Source organism: Actinomycetospora sp. (assembly GCF_055612215.1).
Window position 1 is genome coordinate 1 of the sequence record NZ_JBVPVA010001123.1, and the last position, 2,590, is coordinate 2,590.

The following is a 2,590-nucleotide window of genomic DNA, read 5'->3' on the forward strand; positions in this document are numbered from 1 at the left end:
GCGAGGGCGAGCAGCGACTCCGCGCGGTCGCGGCGCGTCTCGCCGATCCCGACGAGGATGCCCGTGGTGAACGGCACACGGGCCCGCCCGGCGTCGGCGATCGCGGCCAGCCGCACGGCCGGGTCCTTGTCCGGCGACCCGAAGTGCGCCCCGCCCGGTTCGACGAGCAGGGTGGACGTCGACTCGAGCATCATCCCCATCGAGGGGGCGACCGGGCGCAGGACGGCCAGCTCCGCCGGCGTCATCACCCCGGGGTTGAGGTGGGGCAGCAGGCCGGTCTCGTCGAGCACCGCCTGCGCGGCGGCCCGGACGTAGTCGATGGTCGAGGTGTAGCCGCGCGCGGTCAGCCACTCCCCGGCGGCCCGCCACCGCGCCTCGGGCCGGTCGCCCAGGGTGAACAGCACCTCGGTGCAGCCCTGCGCCGCGCCCTGGCGGGCGATGTCGAGGACCTCGTCGAGCTCCAGGTACGCCGCGGGCACGCGGCCGGGCACGGTCGCGAACGTGCAGTAGTGGCAGCGGTCGCGGCACAACCGGGTCAGGGGCACGAAGACCTTGGGGCTGTACGTGACGGTCCCGACGCGGCCCTGCGCGGCCAGGTGCGCGTCGCGGCGGGCACCGGCCCGCGCCAGGAGCTCCTCGAGCTGCGGGCCGCGGGCGGAGAGCAGCGCGACGACGTCCTCGACGCCGGCGCCGGCGAGGTCGTCGGCCCCGCGGTCCACGCCGACCAGGTGATCAGGCACGGCCCGAACGTACGCCCGGATCGCCGGGGGCGGCCACGTCCGGATCCCCGTCGGCCGTGGCCGCCGCCACCGTGGCGGGCAGCCGCACCGTCGCCGTCGTCCCCATGCCCGGGGCGCTCTCGACCGCCACCGTGCCCGCCATCGCCTCGACCAGCCCACGGACCAGCGCCAGCCCGAGCCCCGTCCCGCCACCCGCGTCCTCGGCCGCCCCGCCGTCGAGCTGCGCGAACGGCTCGAACAACCGGTGCACCAGTGCCGGCGGGATGCCCGGCCCGCCGTCGCGGACCGCCAGCACGACCTCGCCGTCGGCGGTGTGCGCGCCGACCCGCACCCAGCCGTCGACGTGGTTGTGCCGCACCCCGTTCGTGACGAGGTTGATCAGCACCTGGCGCACGCGGCGGGGGTCGGCGCACGCGGTCGGTCCACCCGCGTCCGGCAGGTCCGTGCCCAGCCGGACCCCGCGCCGCGCGGCCAGTGGTTCGAGCAGATCGAGGACCTCGTGGGCCAGCGCGGCGAGGTCCACCGTCCCGGGCACCAGGGGCAGCGCCCGCGCCTCGAGCCGGGCGAGGTCGAGCACGTCGCCGACGAGGTCGAGCACGTGGTGCGCGGCGGCGTCGATGTGACCGAGCGCGGCCTCGCGGCGGGCGGGCGGCAGGTCGAGCGTGCCGAGCAGCTCCGCGAACCCCACGATCGCCTGCAGCGGCGTGCGCAGCTCGTGGCTCAGCGTGGAGAGCAGCAGCGACTTGGCGCGGCTCGCCTCCTCGGCGACGCGGGCGGCCAGCTCGGCCTCCCGCCGGGCGGCGCGCGCGGCGTAGAGCCGGTCGTGCTCCAGGGCGACCGCGGCGAGGTCGGTGAACCGCGCGACGAGCCGGCGTTCGCGGTCGTCGGGACGGTGCGGACGCGCGTGGTAGACCGCGAACGTGCCGAGCACACCGTCGTGGCCGTGGATCGGGCTCGACCAGCACGAGCCGAGCCCGTGCGGCAGCGCCAGCGCGCGGAACCGGTCCCACCGGGCGTCGCGGGCGATGTCCTCGGCGACGACCGCCCGGTCCAGGTAGGCCGCCGCGCCGCACGACCCGGCGTCCTGCCCGATCGCCAACCCGTCGATCGCGGCGGAGTACGCGGCGGGCAGCGACGGCGCGGCGCCGTGGTGCAGCGTCCCGCCGGCGGCGTCGAGGACCAGCACCGAGCAGCGGCTGCCGGGGATCAGCTCCTCGAGGGCGAGCGTGACGGCCTCGAGCACCTCGCCGCGCCCGGCGCCGCCCGCCAGCAGCTCGAGCACCCGGTGCTGGCGGTCGAGCAGGTCCGCGGCGTCGGCGGAGTCGAGGGTGTCGTGCGCGGTCACGGGTCGAGTTGGTAGCCGACGCCGCGCATCGTGCGGATGCGCGGGCGGGCCGCCGGGTCGAGGGCGAGCTTCGCGCGCAGCCGGTGGACGTGCTCGGTCACGGTCGCCTCGCCCTGCCAGCCCTCGCTGCGCCACACCTGCGCGAGCAGCTGCGCCCGGCTGAAGACCTGGCGCGGGTGGGCGACGAAGAAGGCCAGCAGGTCGAACTCCCGCGCGGTGAGCTCGACGGGGGCGCCGTCGACGGTGATCTCGCGGGCGGCCGGGTCGAGCGCCAGCCGCCCGCACGTCACCGGGGGCGACGCCGCCGCCGCGGGCCGCGCCCGGCGCAGCACCGAGCGGACCCGCGCCGCCAGCTCGCCCGGGGAGAACGGCTTGACCAGGTAGTCGTCGGCGCCGAGGTCGAGCCCGACGATGCGGTCGGTCTCCCCGCTGCGCCCCGAGAGCACGATCACGGGGAGGGCCTCGGTGACCGGCGCGCCGCGGACCCGGCGCAGCACGTCGAGAC

General features: G+C 77.5%; 3 protein-coding genes. All 3 read right to left on the minus strand.

The genetic code is table 11. The features are described 5' to 3' along the window. A partial coding sequence (cofG, locus tag AC0CYZ_RS30195) for a 7,8-didemethyl-8-hydroxy-5-deazariboflavin synthase CofG (RefSeq protein ID WP_472221804.1) occupies positions 1-740 on the minus strand: 740 nt, incomplete at its 3' end. Beyond that, positions 733-2,085, minus strand: a complete 1,353-nt coding sequence (locus AC0CYZ_RS30200) for a GAF domain-containing sensor histidine kinase (RefSeq protein ID WP_472221805.1) — start codon at positions 2,083-2,085, stop codon at positions 733-735. The genes AC0CYZ_RS30200 and cofG, both read right to left, overlap by 8 nt. Next, positions 2,082-2,590, minus strand: a 509-nt coding sequence (locus AC0CYZ_RS30205; RefSeq protein ID WP_472221806.1) for a winged helix-turn-helix domain-containing protein, incomplete at its 5' end; no start/stop codon positions are given. The genes AC0CYZ_RS30205 and AC0CYZ_RS30200, both read right to left, overlap by 4 nt.